A 22,008-nucleotide genomic window follows, 5' to 3' on the forward strand; every position below is an offset into this window, starting at 1 on the left:
TGGAGATTGGGCCGTGACACAAGCGTTGAACCCCTCCCCCGCCAGGCGGCGTGCCGCGCCGGCATCCCGCCCCGCCATGCGCTGGATGCGCCTCTGCTGGCAGCTCGCCAGCCTGGTCCATCCGGCGGGCGCCGCCCGCGCGCTGGAGCGGACCTGGTTCAGCCCGCCGCGCGGCAACGGCCCCGATGCCGCCGCGCGCGACGTGCTGGCGCAGGCACGCACGGATTGGGCGCTCGTGACCGGCCAGGGCGCGAGCCGGCGCGTGCGCGTGTACCGCTGGGGCGGCGCAGGGCCGACCGTGCTGCTCGCGCACGGCTGGGGCGGCCATGCCGGGCAATGGCACGCGCTGGTCGGCCCCCTGCTCGCCGCCGGCCTGCGCGTGGTGGCATTCGACGCGCTCTCGCACGGCGAATCGGATGCCGGCGCGCGCGGCCCGCGGCAAAGCTCCGTGGTGGAGATGTCGCGCGCGCTGCTCGCCACCGCCTGGCATGCCGGCCCGATCCATGCCGCCATCGTCCATTCGCTCGGCGGCGCCGCGCTGGCGCTGGCCGTGCGCGAAGGACTCCACCTCGAAGCCGCCGTGATGATCGGCCCGCCTGCCGACATGCGCCGCGCGGCGGCGGCGCTCGCGTGGCAGCTCGGCATCGCGCCGGCGGTGCTGGACCGCATGCAGCGCAACAGCGAGGACTGGCTGGGCATGCCGTGGTCCGCCTTCAACGTGCCGGCGCTCGGCCATGCGCGGCGGGTGCCGGCCACGCTGGTCATCCACGACCGGCAGGACAAGGAGGTGGACTGGGAAAACGGCGCGGCCATTGCCGGCGCCTGGCCCGGCGCCAGCCTGATGACGACCGAGGGCCTGGGGCACCGGCGCGTGCTGCACGATGCGGCGGTGATCGCGCGGGCGGTGGCGTTCGTGCGTGGCCAGTGCGAACCGGCCCGGAGCGCGCGCGCGCCCGGCGCCGTGGCCGCCGAAGCTCACGCGTAAGTCACCCGGAAACATCCGGCCACCCCGGCAGCCCCTCCAATCCCCGCCATCTGCCTGCCAGCAAAACGGGGTTCGCGGCATGGCCGCGAACCCCGTAATCCGGAGGCGATCTGCTCTCCCGGCCGTTAATTGCACACTCTACGAAGAACCCCGCGCTACCCTCCCCAGGGCAGCATCGGTCATCAAGGCAGCAGCACCAGCCAGCCAGGAACACCGCGAGGATGTCCGGCGAAGTCCCGAAGGACTTCCGCCCTTCCGCCATCCGGCAGGCTTCAGGTCAGATCCTCCGGCACCGCCCGGTAGCCCATCGGCGCGGCGGCATTGGCATGCACGTACTTGCGCGCATGCGCCTCGCGCATCGGCTTGAGCACGAACATGGCCAGCAGCGCCGACAGCGCGGCCATGCCCGAGGCCAGCATGAACACCGCGTGCCAGTCGCCGGTGGCGGCGGTGATCACGCTGGAGAACGGCACCAGCAGCGCCGCCGTGCCCTTGGCCGTGTAGAGCAGCCCGGCATTGGTCGCGGCGAACTTGGGGCCGAAGGTGTCGCCGCAGGTGGCCGGGAACAGGCTGTAGATCTCGCCCCAGGCGAAGAACACCACGCCGGTCAGCACCACGAAGGCGACCGGGTTCTGGCCGTACCTGGCGAGCAGCAGGATGCCGACCGCCTCGACCGCGAACGCCAGGAACATGGTGTTCTCGCGTCCGATGTTGTCGGAGATCCAGCCGAAGAACGGCCGCGTCAGGCCATTGAGCACGCGGTCGATGGTCAGCGCGAACGTCAGCGCCGGCAGCGTCAGCCCGAGCAGCGACACCGGCGTGCCGTCGAGGCCGAAGTCCTTGGCGATGGGGCCGAGCTGCGCCGTGGCCATCAGCCCGCCCGCCGCCATCATCACGAACATGGCGTACATGACCCAGAAGATCGGCGACGACAGCACCTGGCGCGGCGAGGCGTTGTAGGCGGCGGTCTTGACCGCGTCCTTGACCTGGCCGAGCACCCTGGCCGAAGGCGGATAGAGCGCCATGCCGAGGAAGAACACGACCAGCCCCTGGCCCAGGCCGAACCACAGGAAGGTGGCTTCGTAGCCGCTGGTCTTGATCATGTTGGCGATCGGCACCACGGTCAGCGCCGAGCCGGCGCCGAACCCCGCCGCGGTGATGCCCGCGGCCAGCCCGCGCCGGTTGGGGAACCACTTGAGCGCGTTGCCGACGCAGGTGCCGTACACCGCGCCCGCCCCCACCCCGCCCACGGCGGCGGCGAAGTAGAGCAGCGGCAGCGACGAGGCCACGGAGTTCAGCGCCCATGCCGCCGCGCACAGCAGGCCGCCGCCCACCACCACCGGGCGCGGGCCGTACTTGTCGACGAGGTAGCCCTCGATCGGCACCAGCCAGGTTTCCGTCACCACGAAGATGGTGAAGGCCACCTGGATCGCCGTGCGGCCCCAGTGGTACTTGTCGTCGATGGGATTGACGAACAGGGTCCAGCCGTACTGCATGTTGGCGATCATCGCCATGCAGATGACGCCAAAACAGAGTTGTACCCAAGGCGAGGCAAAGCGGGACTCGGGCGCGTTTTGCTGATGTTCCATGTGGTGTCTCCTGATGGCGGCGGTGCCGCCTTTTGTTTTGGGAAGGGTGTCCGGGGACACCGCTTTGCGGGACGCATCGGAATGCCTGGTTCCGGCTCGCCGGCCCGCGCCCTCTGCCCGGGCGCCCTTGTCCGGCGCGGCATTCCGGCTGCCTGGGTGGTCGTTTCAGTGCTATACAGTATGTGATATATCAATATAGTCAAGCCACTTTTCGGCCACACCGATGCGGCCCGGAACGCGACGCGGGCGGCGAGAAAAATCCGAAAAAACGAGAGCCGATCCACTGGTGCGCGGCACGCATCAACCGCGGCCGGCGGCGGGCGCGGCAGTGCTGTCGGATCAATGACTTAGGGCGCGGCGCGTGATCAATGGCGCGGGCGAAAACGCGCGAGGCGGCGTCCGGCGGAAAAACCAGGGATGTCGGGAAACCGGGATCCATCTCCCCGCATTGGGGAAAGTCCCTAGAACAAGTCAGGCGGCAAAAGCGCCGGATGTTCTCAATGTATGGAGGGGCAAGGCAGTTGCGAAGGCACGAATCCGGGGCAGCATCCCGCGCGAATCCGGCGAGGCGTCATCGATGCGCGATGGCCGGACAGGCGTCCCGGGGAACATCGGCCGCAGCACGTGGCGGGCCGGGCCGGCGGCCGCATGGCCCGCCGGTCCCGCCCTGCCGGCGGCACATCACGCACGGGCCAGTTGCGGCGCCACGCTGGCGGCGGGACGCGGACGGCCAACGCCGGTGGTTTCCTGCGAAGCGCCCAGCCCCGCGAAACGGCCATGCTCTTGCGCGCGGGCCAGCACGGGCGTGGGCACGCGGGTGGCGATCAGGAAGGTCATGCCGACGCCGAAGGTAATCAGGCCAAGGGCAAGACCGAGGAGAAGAACGCTGTCCATCAGAAAACTCCGGTATGGATGGTGAGTAGGAGTTTTCATTATATGCTGCGTCGCACTATGTGTAAATATCCTGTATGTAATATATCAGAAGAAATTTTGTGGTGATGCAACATGGCAACAAGCCGTGAGACCTGGACGTTTCGGGGGCCGGCAGCATCCCGCTCGCCCTCGCCCTCGCCCTCAGCCCGTCACAAGCACCAGCCCGGCACAAGCCACCAGCCCCGGCCACCAACTCAGAGCCAGAGCCCAACCACTACCCCGCCCGGACCACCCGCGCCTGCTCATACTCCATGCCACGCAACGTATCCCAGATGGCGGCCGCATTCGGCTTGAGCGACCGGCTCTTGCGCCGCACCAGCATCACCGTCGACGTGACCTGCGGGCGCAGCGGCCGCATGATCGCCGCCGGGTTGAGGCCGGCCGCATGCGCGCGCGAGGGCACGATGCCGATGCCCAGCCCCAGCGCCACCATGCCGAAGATCGCGGCAAAGTGGCCCAGCACCTGGAGCGATCCCGCCCGCACGTGATACACGCCGAAGGCCTGTTCCACCGCCGGCTGGATGCCCGAGCTCTGGTCGAGCATCAGCACGTTCGCGTCGTTGAGGTCGCCCCACCCGATCGCCTCGCGCATGGCCAGCGGATGCTGCGACGGCAGCACCGCATGGAACGGGTCGGCGCACAGCGCCTCGCAATAGAGATCGTCGCCGGGCTCCGGGTTGGTGGCGATGCCGAAGTCCACCTCGCCGCTGCGCACGCACTGCAGCACGGCATCGTGCGTGCGGTCCTTGAGGCAGATGCCGATGCCGGGCCAGGCCGTGCGGCAGCCCGCCATCCAGCCCGGCACCGACATCGAGGACAGCACCGGGTCGGAGGCGATCTGCACCGTGCCCTGGCAGGCCTTGCCGGTGCCCTGGCTTTCGCGCAGGGTCTGCTCGACTTCCTCGATCAGGTGGCAGATGCGCTGCGACAAATGCTCGCCCGCATCGGTGAGCTCGACCTGCCGCGTGGTGCGGTCGAACAGGCGCTGATCGATCTCGTCCTCCAGTTCGCGCACGCTGCGGCTGATGGCCGACTGCGTGAGCCCGAGTTCGGCGGCGGCGCGGGTAAAGCTTTTCTGGCGCGCCACGGCGGCAAATGCCTTGAGCTGCGGAAGCGAGATATTCATGATGCCTCCTTCTGTATGCGCGATGCCCGGCCGCGAGGGCCGGGCTGCTGCTGGTGCGGTGGTGCCCCGGGTGGCTTGCCTATTCGCTCTTGCGTGGCGACAGCGCGGCGAGATAGGCGGTGCTGTCCGTGCCCACCGGCACGGCCTCGCCGGCATGGCCGGTGATGAAGCGCCGGCGCATCGGCGCCAGCACCAGCTTGGCGGACAGACCGGCGACGATAGTCACCACCGCCGCCACCGTGAACACCGCGTCCCAGCCGCCGCGCGCGGACAGCACGGACGCCAGCGGCACCAGCATCGCCGCCGTGCCCTTCGCGGTGTAGAGCGTGCCGGCGTTGGCCGCGGCGAACTTGCTGCCGAAGGTGTCGGCGCACAGCGCCGGGAAGATCGAGAAGATCTCGCCCCAGAACAGGAAGGTCAGCGCGGCGAACGTCATGAACCAGTACGGGTTGTGGCCGAACTCCATCAGCCCGAGCAGCGACAGCCCTTCGCCGATGAAGATGAAGAACATGGTGTTCTCGCGCCCGATGCGGTCGGAGATGAAGCCGCACAGCGGCCGCGTCAGCCCGTTGCAGAGGTTGTCGATCGACAGCGTCATGGTCAGCAGCGGCAGCGTGAAGCCCAGCATCGTCACCGGCATCGAGGCAAAGCCGAAATCGCGCGCGATCGGGCCGAGCTGCGCGGTGGCCATGATGCCGCCCGCGGCCACCGCCACGAACGAGGCGTAGATGACCCAGAACACCGGCGTCCTGACCATGCGCCCCGGCGTGAATTCGAGCGGGTTGGTCAGCACCGCCTTGCTCGCCGTGGCGCCCGCGGGCGGGCGCGGCTTGACCAGCAGCAGCGCCATCAGCAGGATGCAGACGCCCTGCAGGATGCCGAAGGTGATGAAGGCATGCTCGTAGCCCGAGCGCTGGATCATGTTGGCGATGGGAATCACGGTGAGCGCCGAGCCCGCGCCGAAGCCGGCCGCGGTCAGCCCGGCCGCGAGGCCGCGCCGGTCGGGGAACCACTTGAGCGCGTTGCCCACGCAGGTGCCGTACACCCCGCCCGCGCCGATGCCGGCGATCACCGCGGCCAAGTAGAGCTGCGGCAGGCTGGTGGCATAGGCATTGATGACCCAGGCGAGTCCCGCGCACAGCGCGCCGGCCGCCACCACCGGGCGCGGCCCGAGCTTGTCGACCAGCCAGCCTTCGAGCGGCACCAGCCAGGTCTCGGTCACGATGAAGATGGAAAAGGCGACCTGGATGGCCGATTCGCCCCAGTGATGCCTGGCGTTCATCGGTCCGACGAACAGCGTCCAGCCATATTGGAGATTGGCCACCAGCCCCATGCAGACCACGCCGATCGCGAGCTGGAACCAGCGATTGCGGAGCCAGCCGGAACGGCCGTGGGCGGAGGCCGCCGTGTTGTCGTGCGTCATGTCGTGTCTCCTGCATAGTGCTGTCGCGCTCTGCGGCGCGAGGGATGGGCGTCTCTGCTGGGGGAGCCCTTGGTCACTACTGATCGAGCGCGCCTGACATTGCGGCACGTTGCATCCGTGGACTGATGCTAGTTCAAACTAAGTACGGCACGACATAAAGTTTTTTATTATGATCATTGACGATCCCTTATATATCGGGCGGACCCGTGCATGAAGAACGCCACGCTGCGCCAGCTGAAGGTTTTCGAGACCGTCGCCCGCCACCTGAGCTTTTCGCGCGCGGCCGAAGAGCTGCACCTGACCCAGCCCGCGGTCTCCACGCAGGTGCGCCAGCTCGAGGGGCACGTCGGCCTGCCGCTGTTCGAGCAGCTGGGCAAGAGGATCTACCTCACGCCAGCGGGCACCGAGATGCTGCACTACAGCCGCAGCATCATGCAGCAATTCCGCGAAGCGGAAGATGCCATGTCGCAGCTCAAGGGCATCTCCGGCGGACGCCTCAACGTGGCCGTGATCAGCGCCGGCGACTACTTCTTCCCGCGCCTGCTCGCGCAGTTCATGCAGCGCCACGACGGCGTGAGGCTCAACCTTGCGGTGCACAACCGCGAGGAATTGCTGCACCAGCTCGCCGGCAACCTCACCGACCTCGCCGTGATGGTGCGCCCGCCCGAGGGCATGGACACCATCAGCGAGCCGTTCGCGCCGCACCCCTACGTCATCGTCGCCGCGCCCGGCCACCACCTCGTGGGCAAGCGCAACATCCCGCTGTCGGCGCTGACCGACGAAGCCTTCGTCGCGCGCGAGAAAGGCTCGGACACCTGGAACTCCATGCAGGAGGGTTTTGCCGGGCGGCTGTCGAACATGCGCATCGCGATGGAGATCAAGAGCACCGAAACCATCAAGCAGGCCGTGATCGCCAACATGGGCATCGCCTTCCTGTCGGCCCACACCGTGGGGCTCGAACTGCAGACCGGCAACCTCGCCGTGCTCGACATCGCGGGGTTCCCGGTGATGCTCAACTGGTACGTGGTGCACCGCAAGAACAAGCGCCTGCCGCCGGTGGCGCTCGCCTTCAAGCATTTCCTGATGGAAGAAGGCGCCAGCCTGATCCAGCGCATCACCGGCGTGGATGGGCTGATCCGGCCGCGCCGGCGGCCGGCGCCCAAACCATAAACAATGACTTATGGTTACTCGATTTAACTTTAATTATCGTTAATTGATCGGCAACCCTATGCTTCGGTGCAGGCCCACCACTGCCAAGCGCCCGAGGAGTCCGATCATGAACCAGGTCCAGTCCGCAGTCCGCCCCGCCAGCCATGCCGCCGCCAGCGCCCCCGCGGCGGCCGACGACGCCCAGCTTGCCGCCTACAACGCCGCCTTCACCGAACTCGGCCTGCGTTTCCGCTGGGACGGCGAGACGTTCGCCTGGCTGTGCGGCATCGAATGCGAGCAAAACCGCATCGCGCACTATCTCGAGCAATACCACGCGCACCTGCTCAAGGCCTATGACGCCGGTTTCCTCGGCAAGCTGATTCTCGACAAGAAGAACGAGTACCTGCGCGCGCTGGCCGGCCGGGCCAACTGAGCCGGGCCGCCGCGCCGAGCGTGTCCGCCGGGCGGGCTCGCCCGAAAGTGCGCTTGCGCACTTAACGCGCGCCCGCCGCCCGCTAAATTCGGCCTACCAGTCAAGACAACGGGAGGCTGACATGGGCTCGCAAACGATGTCCGGCACCGCTACGCCGGAACGCACGCCCGCGCGGCGCCGCGCAGGCGCGTTCGCCAACACGCGCGACCTGCCGATGCAGAACTGCCCCATCGACCCGGCCTGGATCCGCGCCGGCGAGCCGCAGTCGCGCGCGGCGCTGCACTCGCGCGCCGTCGACGGGCTGGCTTGCACCAATCTGTGGGAATGCACTTCCGGCACCTTCCAGTGGTACTACGGCTGGGAAGAAACCGTGGTGATCCTGGAAGGCAAGGTCCAGGTCACCAGTGCCGACGGGCGCACGCACGCGCTGCGCGCCGGCGACATCGCCTACTTCCCTGCCAACACCACGTGGCTGTGGGAAGTCGACGGCTACGTGCGCAAGGTCGCGTTCTGCCGCAGGCAGGTGCCCTTCATGCTGCGCTTCGCCACGCGCGTGCTGGCGCGGCTGAACCTCGCCAGCCGGCTTGGCGAGGCGGGCGGCGCGGCGCTGGCCGCCTTGCGCCGGCTGGCCACGCGGGCCGGCCTGCGCGACACCTCGGCGCTGACGCTGCTGATGACGCTGCCGCTCTGAGCGCGCAGCCGCGCCATCGCGGCGCCGCGCAAGGCGCTCTTCGCCGTCGCGCGGCCCGGACGGCGCGCCGCCCCGCTACGCGCCGTGCTGCGCCGCCGCGCCCGGCAATGCCGACGCGAACAGCGCCGCCGGCGCCGTGAACAGTCCCCGCCCCAGCAGGCCCGTGCGGCCATCGGCACCGATCATCGCGATGGCGGCCAGCGGCGCGGCCTGCCCGGCCGCCACGCGCGCGGCATCCAGCCCGCAGCGCAGGTCGGCGAAGGCCGGATGCCGGCCCGCGTACAGGCACGCCTGGCTCTCCTGCCAGCGCGGCGGCAGCCACGCCGAGAACGCCGCCGCCGGCTCGGGGGCCAGCGCCAGCGCCTGCGCGCCGAAACCGGCGGCATCGATGACGCCGCTGTCGCCGGTCATCGGCGCGGCGGCCACGGTGCAGGCCGCGTCGAGGCGCGGGCCGTCCGGCGCGTCCGCGCGCGCGGTGAACCAGCGCGACGCGCGGCCCGCCAGCCGCACGCCGACCTCGCTGCCGTTGCCGGCCAGCGCCACCACCAGCGTGGCCTCGGGCGCGGCGCCGTGCGCCGCCGCCGCCGTCATGGTGTGGCAGGCCGCCATCCACAACGTGAGGAAGAACAGCGGCGTGCGCGCCAGCACCGCCATGACCTCCTCGTCGTGCACGCGCGGCGCCAGGTGCCGGATCAGCGCGGCGGTGGCGCTCGCGGTGCGCGCGTGCAGGTCGTCGCCGCCGTCCACGCCGTGGCGGGCCAGCGGGATCAGGTCGACCGGGCAGCGCGCCAGCGTCGCCGCCAGCGCCGGCGCCAGCACGTCGTCGCGCCAGCCGAGGCGCGCCAGCACGGCCGGGTCGCGGCTGCCGAAGCGGATCTGCGGCCCCGCGCCGCTGCCCAGCAGCGACCACGCGCGGTTGGCGGGGTTGCCGGCGTCGGCCACTTCCACCAGCGCGGTGCGCGGCGAGATGACCGCGGCCAGCGGCGTCACCACGTCGAACGACTGCGCGCTGGCCAGCGTCACCGCGCCGGACGCGATCAGCGCCTCGGCCTCGGCTTCGGTGTCCGCCCAGCCTTCGTACAGGCAGCACAGCACCGCCGACGACAGCACCGGCGCCGACGGCGCGCGCGGGTCGGCGAACGGCGGCCCGGCGTGCAGCAGCGTGCGGTCCGGCAGGCCGACGGCGTCGCGTGCGCTGCGCACGCCCTGCCACTGCGGCCGCACGGCGTAGAGCCGTTGCAGCGCGGCGTCGTTGGCGCGGCCGGCCGCGGCGGATGTGTCCGGCATCGGTGTCGCGGGCATCATCAGCGGCTTCCCGCGCCGAACAGGCCGCGCAGCCGTGCCCACAGGATCTTCCAGAACAGGTTGCCGAGGTTGAGCGGCGCGTTGGCGGGCATCGGCTGGCGCGCGGCCGCGGCGGGCGCGGACATGGGCGCCGGCGCCGGCGCGCTGGCCACGGCCGGCGATGCGTCGCCGGCGGGCACGGGCGCCGCCGGCGCGGGGGCCGCCGCCGGCGCGCTGGCGTCGAGCCTGGCCTTGAGGTTGGCGGCGAAGGCCTCGGTCATGCGCGTGGCGAGGTCCTTCACCAGGCCGCCGCGCGAGAACTGCGCGAGGCTGCCGGCGATCGTGTAGTCGACCTTCACGTCGACGCGCGTCTGTCCCGGCGCCGCCTCTTCCAGCGCGAAGGCCGCCACGCCCTTGACGCGCGAGGCGCTCTTGCGATCGACGCCGCCGCCGCTGACGCTGCCGCGGAAGGCGTCTTCGTCGAGCCGCATCTCGCCGTCGCCGCTGAACGAGGCGGCGATCGGGCCCAGCTTGACCGCCATCGCCAGCTTGAGCAGGCCGCCCTCGGGCGGCGCGAGCAGCGACGCGCCGGGCAGGCAGCCGACCACGCCCGGCGCGTCATGGAAGCAGGCCCACACGCTGGCGCGCGGGTATGGCACGGTGAAGCTTTGTTCGATTTCCATCATGGTTCCCTGTGAATTCCTGAATCAGGCGCCGGCGAGTTGCACAGCCGGCGCGGCGGCACGCGCGCGGCGCGCCTCCAGCACGCGCCGGATGGCCCGCACGATGCCGACGTAGCCGGTGCAGCGGCACAGGTTGCCGGACAGCTCCAGCCGCACGCGCGCGTCGTCGGCATCGGGCAGCCGGGTCACGATGTCGCGCGCGGTCATCAGCATGCCGGGCGTGCAGTAGCCGCATTGCAGCGCGTGCTCGGCGCGGAAGGCCTCGCGCAGCTCGCGCATGGCGGGGTCGTCGTCGAAGCCTTCGATGCTCTGCACGCTCGCGCCGGCGCAGGCCACCGCCGGCGTGATGCAGGAGCGCGCGGGCGCGCCGTCGACCAGCAGCGTGCAGGCGCCGCACACACCCTGCTCGCAGCCGATGTTGGTGCCGCACAGCATCTGCTGCTCGCGCAGGAAATCGGCCAGACTGGTGCGCGGCTCCACCGTGGCCCGCACGCGGGCGCGGTTGACGGTCAGCTCGATGGCGTGCTCGATCACGGGCACGGTCACGGCGTCGTGGCCGCCAGAGGCAGCGGGGTCGGTGAGGTCGGAAAGATCGGTGAGGTCGTTCATAGCGGGTTCCTGCCGTGGCGCTGCACGATGGCGATGGCGCGCTCGAGCGCCACGCGGTGCACCTGGAATTCATAGCTGTCCGCGTCCAGCCCGGCGGCCTCGACGTGGCGCCCGGGCAAGCCGGCATCGGCGCCCGGCGCGAGCAGCGCGCGCGCGTCGTCGATCCGGTGCGGCGCGCCGTCGATGGCGCCGATCACCGCGCGGCACGTGCCGGCGGCCGGATCGTCGATCACGATGGCGATCGCCTCGGCGAATTCGCCGGGCTTGCGGTTGAATTTGTAGTAGGCCCAGCGCGCCGCCGGCGACAGCCGCCGGTAGCGCACGCCGGTCAGGATCTCGTCGCCCTCCAGCGCGGTGGTGAAGGCGCCCAGCATCCAGTCGGCGCTGGCCACCGTGCGCGCGCCGCGCGGGCCGCTGACCAGGAACTCGGCGTCGAGCGCGCACATGGTGTTGATCCAGTCGGCGGCGGGGTCGGCATGGGCCAGGCTGCCGCCCAGCGTGCCGCGGTTGCGCACCGCGCGGTAGGCGATGCCGCGCGCCACGTGGGGCATCAGCCCCTGCGTGCCGTCGTCGACCTTGCCGTCCTCGATCTCGGCATGGGTGATGCACGCGCCGAGCACGGCCGCGTCGCCCTGCGCGCCGCATTCGCGCAGCGCGGCAATCGCGCGCAGGTCCACCAGCATGCCGGGCTGGGCCAGGCGCAGGTTCATCATCGGCCCGAGCGACTGGCAGCCGGCCGCGAACTTGGCCATGCCGTCGGCCAGGTCGGGATGGGCGAACGCGTCCGCGCAGGTCAGCGGGCGGGCGTAGTCGAATGCCGGCGGCTTCATGCTGCGACTCCCGCCGCGGCGCGGGCACGGCTGAGCGCCTCGACCACCACGCGCGGCGATACCGGCAGCTCCAGCACCTCGGCGCCAAGCGCGCGCAGCGCATCGTTGACGGCGTTGGCGATGGCCGCCGGCGAGCCGATGGCGCCGCTCTCGCCGATGCCCTTCTGGCCGAATTCGGTGTAAGGCGCGGGTGTTTCCATGTGTTCGATCCGGATGGCCGGCACCTCGGTGGCGCCCGGCAGCATGTAGTCGGCCAGCGTCGAAGCGAGCGGCTGGCCGTCCGCGCTGTACGGCATGGCTTCGTACAGCGCCGTGCCGATGCCCTGCGCGGCGCCGCCGAACACCTGTCCGTCGACCACCATCGGGTTGATCAGCACGCCGCCGTCCTCGACGATCGCGTAGTCGAGGATCTCGGTGTGGCCCAGTTCGGTATCCACCGCCACCACCACCGCGTGGCAGGCGTAGCTGAAGGTGCCGGTGTCGCGCCGCGCCTGGTAGGAGGTGGACACTTCCAGGCCGCGCGGGTCCACGTCCGGCGGCAGCAACTGCGGCGCCAGATACCAGGTGCGCGCGATTTCCGCCAGCGTGCGCCGCCCGCCGGCGCCCACCACCGCGCCGTCCTCCCAGCGCACGTCCTGCGGCGCCGCGCCGAGCAGCCATGCGCCGATCTTGAGCAGGCGCTGCCTGAGTTCCTTGGCCGCCTGGCCCACCGCGCCGCCCGCCATGACGATCGAGCGCGAGCCCCAGGTGCCGGTGGAATACGGCGTGACGCCGGTGTCGCCCAGCACGATGCGCACGCGCCCGGTGTCGATGCCGAGCACCTCGTGGGCGATCTGCGCCAGCGTGGTCTCCATGCTCTGCCCGTGCGAGTGCACGCCGGCGCGCACTTCGAGCACGCCGTCCGGCGTCAGCCGGATCACGGCCGGCTCGTAGCCGGGCACCATCGGGATGCCCCAGCCGTGGTAGACCGAGGTGCCGTGCGCGCCCTGCTCGCAGAACACCGCCATGCCGAAGCCGATGCGCCTGCCGTCGGCCTCGCCGCGCTGCTGGCGCGCGCGCACCGCGGGCAGGTCGATGGCGCGCATGGCGCGCCGCACCGCCTCGGGATAGTCGCCGCTGTCGAAATGCTTGTTGGTGATGTTGTCGTAGGGCATCTCGTGCGGCTGCACCAGATTGCGCAGCCGCACTTCGTAAGGCTCGATGCCGGCCTGCACGGCGATCGCGTCCATCATGGTCTCGATGGCGTAGCAGACCCCGGTGCGCGCCACCCCGCGGTACGGCAGGATGGGCGGCTTGTTGGTGGCCACCGACCACGTGCGGCAGCGGTAGCGCTCCATCTTGTACGGCCCCGGCAGGATGCTGCCGACCTGCGCGGCCTCCAGGCAGGCCGAGAACGGGTAGGACGAATAGGCGCCCGAGTCCACGTGCGCCTCGCACTCCACCGCCAGCAGGCGGCCGTCGCGGTCGGCGTAGGCGGCGATGTCGTAGGCGTGCTCGCGGCAATTGGCGTTGGCCGTCAGTTGCTCGCGGCGGTCCTCGATCCAGCGCACCGGCTTTTCCAGCCGCATGGCCAGCCAGCCGCAGCAGACTTCCTCCGGCAGCAGGATGCCCTTGTAGCCGAAGCCGCCGCCGACGTCCGGCGCGATCACGCGCACCTGCCCCTCGTCCAGGCCCAGGCAGTGGGCCAGGCCCGTGCGCGTGATGTGCGGCATCTGCGCCGAGGTGTGCACGATCAGTTGCGACAGGCGCTTGTCCCAGTGCGCCACCACGCCGCGCCCTTCCATCGGCGCCATGCTCTGGCGCGCGGTGCGCAGCCGGCGGCGCACGCGGATCGGCGCGTCGCGGCGGATGGCCTCGAGATCCACCTCGGGATGCGCGTCGACGAATGCCTCGAGGAACACGTTGTCGCCCCAGTGCTCGTGCACCAGCGCCGGCGGCGCGCTGCGCGCGGCCAGCATGTCGACCACCGCGGGCAGTTCCTCGAAATCCACGAAGACCTGCGCGGCGATGTCCTCGGCCGCCGCGCGCGTGGCCGCCACGCACATGGCGATGGTCTCGCCGACCTGGCGCACCTTGCCCTGCGCCAGCACCGGCTGCTCCGAGGGCTTGAAGCCGGGCAGCCCCGAATTGGCGACGATGGGCGCCACGCCGTCGAGATCCGCGATGGTGTACACCGCGTGCTCGAAGCCGGCCGGCTTCTCGATGCCGACGATGTGGCCGTGCGCGACCGGGCTGCGCACGAAGGCCACGTCGAGCATGCCCACCATGCGGATGTTGCCCACGTACTCGCCGCGCCCGCGCATGAAGCGCTCGTCTTCCTTGCGCGGCAGCGACGCGCCGATGCCCTGCGGCCCGTCGTGGGCCTTCGCCTTGCCTTGCCGGTTCATCGGCTCTCTCCTTGCTCGGTCAGGCCGCGCGTGCTAGCGGCAGCGTCGGCGAAGTGGCGTCGTGGCGGATGCCGTCGCGCAGGCAGAACAGCGGCGACAGCATGCGGTCCGTCACCAGTTGCGTGCCTTCGTTGTCTTCCAGCACCCAGCGGCCGCGGCGGTCGTCGAGCACGCTGATGTCGGCGGCGCCGCCCACCTTGAGCGTGCCGATCTCGCCTTCCATGCCGGCCATGCGCGCCGCGTTGGCGGTCGCCATCGCCACCACGTGGTTCAGCGGCAGGCCGAGCGCGAGCATGCTGCTCATCGCGCTGACCAGGCTGAACTGGGTGCGGCCGAGGAAGGAATGCTCCTCGTCCGGGTGGCTGTCCGGCGTGCCGGCGGGAGCGGGAACGTGCGTGTTGTAGCCGTGCATGTCGGCGCCAAGCGTATCGGGAATGACACCGGCATCAAGCACGATGCGTGCCGTCTTGAAGCTGAAATGCGAGCCGTGGCCCACGTCGATCTTGAGCCCGCGCGCCACCGCCTCGTGCACCAGCGGGTGCAGGCGGCCGTTTTCCTCGACGAAGCCGCCCGGGTGGCGGCTGAACGGGTGCGCCAGGATGTCGCCCGGCTTGAGCATGTCCACCACCTGGTTGAAGATCGAGTCCGGGTTCACCTCGCGCCCGCCCTGCTCGGGCTTGGGCCACAGCTGGCCGAAGTGGATGTAGACCGGCAGCGCGGCGTCGCGCCCGATGCGCGAGGCGATGCGCATGACGTCCAGGCCCCAACGCGCGAAACCGCCGATCTCGGCATGCGCCTTGACGCCCTTGACCAGGTCCGGGTTGGCCAGCGCGCTCTTGACGGTGGCCGCCGCGTCGAGGCAGGCGGGGTTGTAGAGGTCGGGATAGTAGTGTCCCTCCAGCCCGCCCACCAGGTAGGCGGAGATGTACGACAGCACGCGCGTGGCGGCCGGCTCGGCGACGAAGCGCCGGAAGCCCGGCAGCGTGATGCAGCTCGCGCCGCCCTGGTCGATGATAGTGGTCACGCCCGACTGCACGCCGCAATGGTCGGCGTTCAGGCCGAAGCGCCCGGTCACGTACTGGTACACGTGGCCGTGGGTGTCGATGAGCCCGGGCAGCACCAGTTGGCCAGCGCAGTCGATGACGTCGGCGAACGGCGCCTGCGCGGCGAGGTCCGGCCCGATGGCGGCGATGGTGTTGCCGTCGACGAGGATGTCGAGCGTGGCGTCGAGCGCCGCGGCCGGATCGATGACGCGGCCACCCTTGAGCAGAATTTGAGGCATGAGATGCGGTTCCGGTGACAAGATGTGTGGTGTACCGCAAATACCGTGCCGATAAACGCAGGGCCGGCATCCGCGGAGATTCTCGGGAAAAACGGTTTGATGCGGGTTATACCCCGCATCTCTGGCGTGCGCGCTGCACCAAGTTGTGGGGCGCGCCGGCGCGGGCGCACCTTTTTGATGCCCGCGGCGGGGTTGCTGGCGAGCGCATGCAGTACCATGTACGGCACCAAGCGGCCCGGATTTTGCTTTTCGGCAGTGGCACGGCGCACCGGCGCGGACAGCGCGGCCTGCGCCATCCGATCCGACGAATCACGTCCCGGACAAGAACCCGGGCTCCCAATTTCGGCTTACAGCATTCCATGTCAACCACGACTATCGAGACATTCATCACCGATCCGGTCCGGGCCGAGCTCGACGTCCTGCAGGCGAGCACGCCCCTGTTCAAGCGCCCCGGCTTCCTGATCCGGCGCATGCACCAGATCCACGGCTTCCTGTTCGCCGAGGAGGCGGGGGAATTCAACATCACGCCGGTCCAGTACAGCCTGCTGAGCACGCTGGACGCGCTCGGCGAGATCGACCAGAACACGCTCGCGATCGAGATCGGGCTGGAACGCTCCAGCGTGGCCGAGGTCATCCCGCGCCTGCACGCGCGCGGCCTGGTCGACCGCGCGCAGGCCATCCACGACCGGCGCCAGCGGCTCGTCAAGCTGACCACGCAGGGCAAGCGCCTGCTGCGGAAGATGGCGCCCGCGGTGCAGCGCGCGCATGACCGCACCATCGACCACCTGTCGCCGGCCGAGCGCGACATCTTCATGCTGCTGATGATCCGCCTGGTCAAGGCCAACAACGCCGACAACGTGGTGCCGCTGCGCCTGCCGCAGGACTGAGGCCCCTGCCCCGCCGCGGCCCCGCGCGCGGCGCTCACTCGCGCGCGATGTCGTGGTAGCGGCGGTTGTAGTAGATCAGGATGCCGGCGTGCGCGTTGCTCTCGATGCGGTCGACCTCGCACAGCAGGATGTCGTGCGTGCCGACCTGCACCGCGCTGTCGATGCGGCAATGGATCGACATGATGGCGCCGCGCAGCGCCGGGGCGCTGCCGGGCGCGCCGGACCACTCGCCGCTGGCGAAGCGCTCGTCCATCGACGCCTTGGCCGAGAACGCCGCCGACAGCGGCTTCTGGTCCGCGCTCAGCGTGTTGATGCACACGGCGCCGTTGGCGATGGTCGCGGCGTAGGCCGAGGACGTGCGGTTGATGCAGACCAGCACGCTCGGCGGCGAGTCGGTGACGCTGCAGACCGCCGAGGCGGTGAAGCCCGCGCGCCCGGCGCGGCCATCCGTGGTGACGATGTGCACGGCCGCCCCGAGGTCGGCCATCGCGTCGCGGAACGCCGCGACGGTGACGGCCCTGGCGGCGGCCTGTGTCCCCGCCTGCGCGGCCGGGGTGAGTACGGTATCGGTGGACATGACATTTTCCCTTCGATCGAATCTGACTGCGGACATCATGGCGGGCGCCGGCACGCGCCGGCGCCCCGCGCGGGGACGGCCGCGCGCGCAGCGCATGCCTAGCGCGCGTAGCGGTTCGCGGGCCGCTCCAGGCCGAGGTGCTCGCGCAGCGTGGTGCCCGTGTACTGCTTGCGGAAGCGCCCGCGCCGCTGCAGCTCGGGCACGACCTTGCGCACGAAGTCGGTGGTGTCGTTCGGGATCACGTGGAAGGCCAGCATGAAACCGTCGGCCGCGCCGCCGTCCACCCATTCCTCCATGTGGTCGACGATCTGCTCCGGCGTGCCGCACAGCGTCACCTTGCCGCGGTCGTAGCTGGAGTAGATCTGGCGCAGCGTGAGCTTCTGCTCGCGGATCATGGCGGTGATCTGGCGGAAATAGGCCTGGTGCAGGTTGGCCTTCTGCGGGATCACGTGCTCGGGGATCGGCTCGTCCACCGGCAGGCCGGTCAGGTCCGCCTCCAGGTCCATGCCCAGCCGCATGCGGCCCACGTCCGGATGGATCAGGCTCTGCAGCTCGCGGTACTTGTCCTCGGCCTCGGCCTTGCTGCTGCCGACCATCACCGACAGCCCCGGCAGTACCTTGAGCTGGCTGGTGTCGCGGTTGAAGCGCGCCATGCGGCCCTTGACGTCGGCGTAGAACTGCCTGGCCTCCTCGAAGGTCGGGTCCGACGAGAACACCACCTCGGCGGCTTCCGCGGCGAAGGACTTGCCTTCCTCGGACGAGCCCGCCTGGATGATGACCGGGCGGCCCTGCGGCGTGCGCCGGATGTTGAGGCCGCCGTACAGCTTGAAGTGCTCGCCGTGGTAGTCGGTGATGTGGAACTTCGCCGGGTCGAACATGCGGCAGTTGGCCTTGTCGGCGAGGAAGGCGTCGTCCTCCCAGGTATCCCACAGGCGCATCACCACGTCGAAGAACTCGCGCGCGCGGGCATAGCGCTGGCCGTGCGGCGGCAGCTTGTCGAGGCCGAAGTTGCGCGCGGCGTAGTCGCTCGCGGTCGTCACCACGTTCCAGCCGGCGCGGCCGTGCGAGAGGTGGTCGAGCGAGGCGAACAGGCGCGCCAGGTTGTACGGCTCGTAGAAGCTGGTCGAGCCGGTGGCGCCGAGGCCGATGTGCTTGGTCGTGCCGGCCAGCGCCGACAGCAGCGAGATCGGCTCGAACATGTTCATCATGTACGGGAAGCGCGAGAAGTCGTTGAGCTTCTCCGTGCGCGCGCCGGGGCTGTCGGCCAGGAAGAACAGGTCGAGCATGCCCTCCTCGGCCAGCGCGGCCACGCTGCGCCAGTACTCGATGTTGGTGGTGGCGTCGGCCGGCGCGGTGGATTGCAGCCACGACGCCGCGTGCTGCCCGGTGGCGTAGGCGAGCATCCCGAGAACCATGTGTCGATCATTCATAACGGTAGGTGTCCTTCAAGAATTGGAGCGTCGTGCCGGCGCTCCGGTGGCAATGAAAACGGTTGGCCCGCGGCGCCCGGTGCTGCGCCGGGCCGGCAGGCGGGAGCGGAGCGGCGGGCTCATGCCGCGCGCTCGGCGACGACCGGCGCGGCGACCGGGACGACCGGCGCGAGCGGCGCGATCGACGCCACGGCGCCCGCGTCGCCGCACGGCGCGTCGCCCAGGCCGATGAAGCGGCGCACGCGCCCGGCGCCGGGCTGCTGCCGGATCTCCGCGGGGGAGGCGAACAGCTGCACCGTGCCGCCCTCCATGAAGGCGATGCGGTCCGAGATCGACATGGCGAAGTCCATCTCGTGCGTGACGATGACCATCGTCATGCCCTCGCGCGCCAGCTTGCCGATCACCGCCAGCACGTCGCCGACCAGCTCGGGGTCGAGCGCCGAGGTCGGTTCGTCGAACAGCATGATGGCCGGCTCCATCGCCAGCGCCCGCGCGATCGCCACGCGCTGCTGCTGGCCGCCGGAGAGCTGGTGCGGATACTTGTGGGCGTGCGCCAGCAGGCCGACCTTGTCGAGCAGCGCCAGCGCGCGCGCGGCGGTCAGCGCGCGGCCGCCGCGCCCGTGGTAGTTCGGCGCCAGCGTGACGTTCTCGAGAATGGTGCGGTGGGGAAACAGGTTGAAGCCCTGGAACACCATGCCGATGTCCTTCACGCCCCGGCGCACGCGCGGGATGTCGGCGCGGTCGGTGGCCGTGATGAAGGTGTTGCCGAACAGGATGATCTCGCCGCCGTCGATGCGCTCCAGCGCGTTGATGGTGCGGATCAGCGAGGTCTTGCCCGAGCCCGACGGGCCGATGATCGAGACCACCTCGCCGGCGCGCACGTCGAGATCGATGCCCTTGAGCACGTGGTGCTCGCCGTAGCGCTTGTGCAGGCCCTTGAGGGCCAGGGCCGGCGGCGCGCCCTTGCCGGACGCGGGCGCGGCCGCCGCCGCGGGCACCGGCAGCGTGCCGCGCAGCGTCGCCACCTGCTCCGCGCTCATCGTGGCGGGCTTGCGGCCGGCGGTGTTCATGCGGTGCTCCACGTACTTCATGGCCCAGCCGAACACCGTGACGATCAGCACGTAGTAGATCGCGCAGGCCAGCAGCGTCTCCATCACGAGGAAGTTCTGCGCGTAGAGCCGCTCGCCCACCAGCAGCAGCTCGCTCAGCGAGATCACCGAGGCCAGCGAGGTCAGCTTCACGCAGGACACGAACTGGTTGCCCAGCGTCGGCAGCGCGATGCGCAGCGCCTGCGGCAGGATGACCAGGCGCTGCGTGCCGACCGGGCGGATACCCAGCGCGGCGGCGGCCTCGTACTGCCCCTTGGCCACCGACAGCAGCGCGCCGCGGTGGATCTCCGCCATGTAGGCGGTCTCGGTCAGCGCCAGCGCGATCAGCGCCGAGATGAACGGACTCGACAGCACGCCGCCGGTGGCCGGCAGCAACTGCGGCATGTTGTAGACGAACACGATCAGCACCAGCAGCGGCAGGCTGCGGAACAGCCAGATGTAGAGCGCCGCCGGCACGCGCAGCATGCGCGCGCCCGACATCCGCGCGCACGCCAGCGGGAAGCCCAGCACCACCGCGAACAGCCATGCCAGCCCGCTGAGCTCGACCACGGTCAGGCTGGCCTTCCAGAATGCCGGCATCGCGAACAACGTCAGCATGTATCCAAGATCAAAATGCATGGGGTCTCTCCAGGGAATGCCGCGCGCGGCGGCGGGCCGCCGGCGCGGCTGCTGCAGCGACAGCAGCCGCGGGACGGTGCCGGGCGGGCATCGCGCGGTCCGTCAGGACGCCTTGTCCGCCGGCGGCAGCGCCAGCCCGTAGCGCTGCAGCAGCGCCGGGTACTCGCCGGATTTCTTGAGAGACGCCAGGGCCCGCGACACGGCCTCGAAGAGCGCCTTGTTGTCCTTGCGCACGAAGATGCCGATGGTCTGGGGATTGATCAGCTCGGTCGAGGTCACCACCACGCGGCCGGCGGACTTGTCGGCCAGCGCCTTGGCGGTGGCCGCCACCTGCATGCCGGCCTGCACGTTGTTCGACAGCAGCGCCTGGAACACATGCGAGGTCGAGGCGAACTCGCTGATCTGGATCTCGGCCTTGCCGTTGGGCTTGCAGTAGCTGTCGGAGACCGCGTGCAGCTGCCCCACCCAGGCCGTGCCCTGCACGATGCCCAGGTGCATGCCGCACAGGTCCTGCATGGTGCGCGGCTTGAGGCCGGTCGCGGCGGCCACCATGATGGCCGAGCCGGTCTGGGCGTAGGGAATCGCCGCGGCCTGCGCGCTGCGCTCGGGCGTCACGTACATGGCCGACATGATGATGTCGTAGCGGCTGGCGTTCAGGCCCAGGATGAGCTGCGACAGCGGCGTGTCGGCGAAGCTGGCCTCGGCGCCGAGCTGCTTGGCCAGCGCGCGCGCCAGTTCGGCGTCGGCGCCGACGATCTTGTCGCCCTCGTAGTATTCGAATGGCGGATAAGTCGCTTGCATGCCGACCTTGAGCGTGCCCGCCGCCAGGGTCCGCGCGGCTTGCGCCCATGCGCTGCCGGCGCCCAGGCCGAACACGGCGGCCGCGGTGGCCATTGCCATCAGGAAAGCTGGGAAAGTTGCCTTGCCTTGCTTCGATTTCATGCTTGTCGCTCCGCTTTAGTAGGTTGGTGCGGGGGTGGTAATCGCGGGAATGCGTGGTGTACCGCAAATACCGTGCCGGGCATCCCCCCGCGCACCCCCTGCCGCCCGCCAACCCTTGGCCGGATTCGCGCGGCGGCTGGCCGGCGCCCCCGCGCGGCGCGCCGCCGCCGCGCGCCGCCGGCACCAAGGTGGATTGGGCGCGCCGGCGCGCGCACTGCGCCTGTGCGGATGGCGTCGTTTTGGTGAATTGAGTGGTATGCCACGTAAATGGCGAAATGGCTCCGTGCCGCCCTGCTGGCGGGTCGCCGGGCGCGTGAAAGCCGAATGAAAGGGGCGTTGGCGGGGCGTCCGGGAAGCGCCGAAAGCCGCCGAAAGTCGTCAAAGCGCGCCGGACGGCGCGGAAACACGCGCAAGGCGCCACGCAAGCCGCGCGCCGGCGGCCCGGGCAGGAACGTCCCCGCGCAAACGGCGAGCCGGCACCGCGCGCGCCGCCGCCCCGGCAGCACGGCTGGTACGGACCGTGCTGTATGCCAGCACCTTCCACAGCCGGTTTCCCGGAAATCATGCAAAAGAGACAATCGAAGAAGAACGGGCGCCGCATGGCGCCCGCGGCCCCCCGGGCGCGCGCGTCGCGGCGCGCGCCGATGCGCGTCGACGACCCCGCCGTGATGGCGGAGGTCGCCGAGGCCGTAGAAGCCTATGAGCGCGCGCTGGTCGGCAACGACCTCGGCGCGCTCGGCCAGTGGTTCTGGCACGACCCGCGCACCCTGCGCTACGGCTCCGGGGAAAACCTGGTCGGCTACGCCGAGATCGAGGCGTTCCGCGCGGCGCGCCCGGCCGCCGGGCTGGCGCGCGAGGTGCTGTCCCGCCATATCACCACCTTCGGCAGCGCGTTCGCCACCGCCAGCCAGACCTTCCGCCGCGACGGCGAGGCGCGCGTGGGGCGGCAGACCCAGACCTGGGTGCGGCAGGCGCAGGGCTGGCGCGTGGTGGCCGCGCACGTCAGCTGGATGGACCGCTAGAAGCGCTCCGCCGCCGGCC

The 22,008-nt window shown here is 70.5% G+C and carries 20 protein-coding genes; 6 read left to right on the top strand and 14 right to left on the bottom strand.

Annotated elements, in window-relative coordinates; all coding sequences use genetic code 11:
- Window positions 1–76: 76 nt before the first annotated feature.
- A complete protein-coding gene (locus ACWTPI_RS28120) occupies window positions 77–985 on the top strand; it encodes an alpha/beta fold hydrolase (protein WP_454734030.1) in 909 nt (302 codons plus the stop codon).
- A 272-nt stretch (window positions 986–1,257) separates the two neighbouring features.
- Here the strand turns inward: ACWTPI_RS28120 and oxlT (ACWTPI_RS28125) are convergent, their stop codons facing one another.
- The 4 genes from oxlT (ACWTPI_RS28125) to oxlT (ACWTPI_RS28140) form a co-directional block, all read right to left on the bottom strand.
- The gene (oxlT, locus tag ACWTPI_RS28125) at window positions 1,258–2,574 is read right to left on the bottom strand and encodes an oxalate/formate MFS antiporter (RefSeq protein ID WP_029043213.1); all 1,317 of its coding nucleotides are present in this window, start codon (window positions 2,572–2,574) and stop codon (window positions 1,258–1,260) included.
- A 681-nt stretch (window positions 2,575–3,255) separates the two neighbouring features.
- Window positions 3,256–3,468, bottom strand: coding sequence for a hypothetical protein (locus ACWTPI_RS28130; RefSeq protein ID WP_059411557.1), 213 nt, complete (start codon window positions 3,466–3,468; stop codon window positions 3,256–3,258).
- Between the two features lie 253 nt (window positions 3,469–3,721).
- Window positions 3,722–4,633 carry a LysR family transcriptional regulator gene (locus ACWTPI_RS28135; protein WP_454733372.1) on the bottom strand — a complete coding sequence of 304 codons (912 nt, stop codon included), beginning with the start codon at window positions 4,631–4,633 and terminating at the stop codon, window positions 3,722–3,724.
- Between the two features lie 79 nt (window positions 4,634–4,712).
- Window positions 4,713–6,056, bottom strand: a complete 1,344-nt coding sequence (gene oxlT, locus ACWTPI_RS28140) for an oxalate/formate MFS antiporter (protein WP_059411556.1) — start codon at window positions 6,054–6,056, stop codon at window positions 4,713–4,715.
- A 210-nt stretch (window positions 6,057–6,266) separates the two neighbouring features.
- On the opposite strand from oxlT (ACWTPI_RS28140), the gene ACWTPI_RS28145 reads away from it, so the two are divergent.
- The 3 genes from ACWTPI_RS28145 to ACWTPI_RS28155 all read left to right on the top strand — a co-directional run bounded on the left by ACWTPI_RS28145 (window position 6,267) and on the right by ACWTPI_RS28155 (window position 8,329).
- Entirely contained in the window at window positions 6,267–7,226 is a 960-nt protein-coding gene (locus tag ACWTPI_RS28145) for a LysR substrate-binding domain-containing protein (protein ID WP_454733373.1), read from the top strand.
- A 106-nt stretch (window positions 7,227–7,332) separates the two neighbouring features.
- A complete protein-coding gene (locus tag ACWTPI_RS28150) occupies window positions 7,333–7,638 on the top strand; it encodes a LysR family transcriptional regulator (RefSeq protein ID WP_454733374.1) in 306 nt (101 codons plus the stop codon).
- 121 nt (window positions 7,639–7,759) lie between these two features.
- Window positions 7,760–8,329: a cupin domain-containing protein gene (locus tag ACWTPI_RS28155; protein WP_454733375.1), complete on the top strand. Its 570-nt coding sequence runs from the start codon at window positions 7,760–7,762 to the stop codon at window positions 8,327–8,329.
- A gap of 75 nt (window positions 8,330–8,404) precedes the next feature.
- On the opposite strand, the gene ACWTPI_RS28160 is transcribed toward ACWTPI_RS28155, so the two are convergent.
- From ACWTPI_RS28160 to ACWTPI_RS28185, 6 genes are read right to left on the bottom strand one after another with little or no spacing between them, the layout of a single operon-like run.
- On the bottom strand, window positions 8,405–9,616 hold the full coding sequence (locus ACWTPI_RS28160; protein WP_454733376.1) for an oxamate carbamoyltransferase subunit AllG family protein: 1,212 nt from the start codon (window positions 9,614–9,616) through the stop codon (window positions 8,405–8,407).
- Window positions 9,617–9,633: 17 nt separating this feature from the next.
- Entirely contained in the window at window positions 9,634–10,296 is a 663-nt protein-coding gene (locus tag ACWTPI_RS28165) for an SRPBCC family protein (RefSeq protein WP_454734031.1), read from the bottom strand.
- Between the two features lie 24 nt (window positions 10,297–10,320).
- Window positions 10,321–10,905, bottom strand: coding sequence for a (2Fe-2S)-binding protein (locus tag ACWTPI_RS28170; protein WP_231586411.1), 585 nt, complete (start codon window positions 10,903–10,905; stop codon window positions 10,321–10,323).
- Window positions 10,902–11,735, bottom strand: a complete 834-nt coding sequence (locus ACWTPI_RS28175; RefSeq protein ID WP_454733377.1) for an FAD binding domain-containing protein — start codon at window positions 11,733–11,735, stop codon at window positions 10,902–10,904. The genes ACWTPI_RS28170 and ACWTPI_RS28175 overlap by 4 nt, the downstream gene beginning before the upstream one ends.
- Window positions 11,732–14,122, bottom strand: a complete 2,391-nt coding sequence (locus ACWTPI_RS28180; protein WP_454733378.1) for a xanthine dehydrogenase family protein molybdopterin-binding subunit — start codon at window positions 14,120–14,122, stop codon at window positions 11,732–11,734. The genes ACWTPI_RS28175 and ACWTPI_RS28180 overlap by 4 nt, the downstream gene beginning before the upstream one ends.
- Before the next feature lie 19 nt (window positions 14,123–14,141).
- Window positions 14,142–15,404, bottom strand: coding sequence for an amidohydrolase/deacetylase family metallohydrolase (locus ACWTPI_RS28185; protein ID WP_020201131.1), 1,263 nt, complete (start codon window positions 15,402–15,404; stop codon window positions 14,142–14,144).
- A 359-nt stretch (window positions 15,405–15,763) separates the two neighbouring features.
- Between ACWTPI_RS28185 and ACWTPI_RS28190 the strand changes: the two genes are divergently transcribed.
- On the top strand, window positions 15,764–16,291 hold the full coding sequence (locus ACWTPI_RS28190) for a MarR family winged helix-turn-helix transcriptional regulator (RefSeq protein ID WP_020201130.1): 528 nt from the start codon (window positions 15,764–15,766) through the stop codon (window positions 16,289–16,291).
- A gap of 34 nt (window positions 16,292–16,325) precedes the next feature.
- Here the strand turns inward: ACWTPI_RS28190 and ACWTPI_RS28195 are convergent, their stop codons facing one another.
- The 4 genes from ACWTPI_RS28195 to ACWTPI_RS28210 all read right to left on the bottom strand — a co-directional run bounded on the left by ACWTPI_RS28195 (window position 16,326) and on the right by ACWTPI_RS28210 (window position 20,967).
- On the bottom strand, window positions 16,326–16,868 hold the full coding sequence (locus ACWTPI_RS28195; RefSeq protein WP_020201129.1) for a flavin reductase: 543 nt from the start codon (window positions 16,866–16,868) through the stop codon (window positions 16,326–16,328).
- A gap of 98 nt (window positions 16,869–16,966) precedes the next feature.
- On the bottom strand, window positions 16,967–18,298 hold the full coding sequence (locus ACWTPI_RS28200; protein ID WP_231586410.1) for an LLM class flavin-dependent oxidoreductase: 1,332 nt from the start codon (window positions 18,296–18,298) through the stop codon (window positions 16,967–16,969).
- Window positions 18,299–18,417: 119 nt separating this feature from the next.
- Entirely contained in the window at window positions 18,418–20,025 is a 1,608-nt protein-coding gene (locus tag ACWTPI_RS28205) for an amino acid ABC transporter permease/ATP-binding protein (RefSeq protein ID WP_454733379.1), read from the bottom strand.
- A gap of 102 nt (window positions 20,026–20,127) precedes the next feature.
- The gene (locus tag ACWTPI_RS28210; RefSeq protein WP_454733380.1) at window positions 20,128–20,967 is read right to left on the bottom strand and encodes a transporter substrate-binding domain-containing protein; all 840 of its coding nucleotides are present in this window, start codon (window positions 20,965–20,967) and stop codon (window positions 20,128–20,130) included.
- Between the two features lie 644 nt (window positions 20,968–21,611).
- Here ACWTPI_RS28210 and hpxZ point away from each other — a divergent pair.
- Window positions 21,612–21,989, top strand: a complete 378-nt coding sequence (hpxZ, locus tag ACWTPI_RS28215; protein ID WP_454734032.1) for an oxalurate catabolism protein HpxZ — start codon at window positions 21,612–21,614, stop codon at window positions 21,987–21,989.
- Window positions 21,990–22,008 lie beyond the last annotated feature (19 nt).

The sequence above is a fragment of the Cupriavidus ulmosensis genome, from assembly GCF_977008105.1.